The organism is Spirochaetaceae bacterium, assembly GCA_009784515.1.
Lineage (GTDB): Bacteria > Spirochaetota > Spirochaetia > WRBN01 > WRBN01 > WRBN01.
In genome coordinates, this window is sequence record WRBN01000126.1 from 1 (window position 1) to 2,660 (window position 2,660).

At 43.9% G+C, this 2,660-nt stretch carries 2 protein-coding genes; both read right to left on the reverse strand.

Annotated features, from left to right (window positions below; all coding sequences use genetic code 11):
* Positions 1-109: 109 nt before the first annotated feature.
* Complete coding sequence (gene murB, locus FWE37_09475; GenBank protein MCL2521209.1) at positions 110-1,036, reverse strand: UDP-N-acetylmuramate dehydrogenase; 927 nt, start codon at positions 1,034-1,036, stop codon at positions 110-112.
* Positions 1,036-2,481, reverse strand: coding sequence for a DEAD/DEAH box helicase (locus FWE37_09480; protein ID MCL2521210.1), 1,446 nt, complete (start codon positions 2,479-2,481; stop codon positions 1,036-1,038). The genes murB and FWE37_09480 overlap by 1 nt, the downstream gene beginning before the upstream one ends.
* Positions 2,482-2,660: the final 179 nt, after the last annotated feature.

Below are 2,660 nucleotides of genomic sequence, written 5' to 3' on the forward strand. Positions count from 1 at the left end.
TAAAGCTAAAATATTAAAATTTACTAACTCTATAGGCATAAAGGTAGACATTTACCGCCTGATACGTTATAATACTTTTACAATTAAAAAAGTAACTTATAAAGGACTGTTATGATGAAAAACCTTTAACAATCACCTCCGGCTCTAGCTCGTACCCATAAGCCATTTTTACTTTAGCTTGCACTATCTTAATTAATTGTAGTATCTCGCTGCTGGTAGCGTTGCCGGCATTAACAATAAAGTTGGCGTGGCACGGCGAAACCATAGCTTCGCCGTATTTAAAGCCTTTAAGGCCCAAACTATCGATAATTTGCCCGCTGGGCGCGCCAAAGGCCGGATTATTTTTAAAGGTGCTGCCGGCCGAAGGGTAGGCAAAGTGGCCTTTCGTTACCCTATCGTCATAGTAACTTTGGGCTTCGGCAAGCAGAGCGGCGTTAGCGCTGGGCTGTAAATTGAAATAGACCTCGACAATCACTAAGTTGTTACCCTGAAAAGGCGATTTTTTATAACCCCATTCACTGGGGTTAAAATTGATGGTAACCTCTTCGCCGGTATAGGTAAAGCAGCGGGCAGCGGCAAAACCGGCGGCTATATCGCGGCCGTAACAGCGGGCATTCATATAACAGGCCCCGCCTAAAGTACCGGGCAGGCCGTAAAAAGTTTGCAAGCCCGCTAAGCCGGCTTCGGCGGTTTCTTTGGCCAGCCTGCTGGTTTTAGTACCGGCAGCAAAGTTATAAAGGCCCGTCTGCGGTTGCGGGATAAGCTGCATTTCTTGTAGGTTGATAATGAGATAAGGCAGGCCTTCATCGCCGATAAGCACATTAGAGCCGCCGCCTAAAATAAAAAAAGGCAAGCCATCGGCGTTAGCAGCTTTAAGGAGTAACTTAAGTTCGGCCTCATTTTGCGGGTAGGCAAGCAAAGCCGCCGTCCCGCCGGTTTTAAAATGATTAAGCTCCTTAAGAGGGGCATTAACTTTAAAATGACTAAGGCCAATTTGGGCGGCCCAAGCTTGGTAATTAAAGGTTTTGTTTAGCATTATTTTTTCTTAAAAAAGGCTTTAAGTTTGGCGCGTAACCCTTTAGGTTGGCTGGCGGTAAACTCTTTTACATTAACTTTGTAACGGTTATTATGAGTTACCGGCGTAGCCGCTGCCGGCATAACTTTAGCGGCTGGCTTAACGGGGGGCAATGTTTGCGGACGTTTAGGCTTATTATTGGTATTTTTTGCCGCCGGTGGCCGCGGCTGGCTAGGCTTAGGTTTATGAGGTTTGCTGCCCAATTTTTTGGGCGGGCTGTTGTTAGCTTTAACTTTAGCTTGAGGCAAAGCGGCGGCCCTAGCTTTAAGTTTATCTTTGGCTAATTGCTCATTAATGGCGGCGTCAAGCGGGTAAACCGCTATTTTTTGGCCGATATAACGTTCTATAGCCGGGAGGTTATAGATATATTGGTCGCAGGCAAAACTAAGAGCTTTCCCGCTGGCGCCGGCTCGGGCCGTACGGCCAATACGATGAACATAATTTTCGGCTTCATCGGGTAAATCGTAGTTAATTACTAAAGAAAGGTCATCGATATGCAGGCCGCGTGCCGCTACATCGGTGGCTATTAAATAACTAACTTTTCCTTTTTTAAAATCATCAACAATTTTTAACCTTTTTTGCTGCGGCACATTCCCGGCAATAACGGCCGAGCGGAAGCCTTGCCTGTTAAGCCGTTCGTGGATAAAACTTACCCCATGCTGCGTATTGCTAAAGATAAGGGTGCTTTTAGGTTGCTCAAGGTTAAGTAAAGCTATTAATAAATTGAGTTTTTCGCGTTTATTAACATGGTAAAGGCCCTGCGTAACGCTATCTACCGTTACTTCTTCGCTTTTAATAATAATATCTACCGGTTTATTGGTATGGGTTAGGGCCAAATTGCCTACTTCGGCGCTTAAAGTAGCGCTGTATAACATATTAAGCCGTTGCTCGGCCGATTTTAATTGGCCGTAAATAAATTTAATATCTTTAACAAAACCCATATCAAACAGGCGGTCGGCTTCGTCTAAAACGATGACATCTACTTTGGCGGTATCTAGCTCGCCTTGCCGAATAAAATCGATTAAGCGTCCCGGGGTAGCAATAATTAACCTAGCTCCGTTATTAATGGCGTTGAGTTGTTTGTCGTAAGATACACCACCATAAATACTTATGCTAGGTATCTTTAAATATTTACCAATTAATTTGGCCTCTTTTTCTATCTGTTCGGTTAGTTCGCGGGTAGGAACAATAATTAAGGCTAGGCTATCCTCTTGCTCCAGCAAGCGCTGGAGGGTAGGAATTAAAAAAGCGGTGGTTTTACCGCTGCCGGTTTGTGATTGGGCATAAATATCTTGCCCTAAGTGTTGTAAAGTGGCGGCTTGGATAGGAGTAGGGCTGCTATAGCCGGCCTCGCTTAGTCCTTTTAAGAGCCGTTCGTCAATTTTAAAATCGGAAAAATTCATCATCTTTTTATATGATACAACTAATAGCTAAGGCTTGTCAAAGGGGGAGGTAAGTTAGGACAGGGCTAGAGCATATAAAAGAAATATGGTAAAAAGGAGTAATGGAAGAAGAGAAAAGAAATATATTAGAATATTTTAGGGTAATAGAAGACCCCAGAGTAAGCCGTAATAGAAAGTACCCA

What these genes read in the sequence shown, in the direction of transcription:
- murB (MCL2521209.1), bottom strand. Translation starts at nt 1,036, where the DNA reads ATGCTAAACAAAACCTTTAATTACCAAGCTTGGGCCGCCCAAATTGGC.
- FWE37_09480 (MCL2521210.1), bottom strand. Translation starts at nt 2,481, where the DNA reads ATGATGAATTTTTCCGATTTTAAAATTGACGAACGGCTCTTAAAAGGA.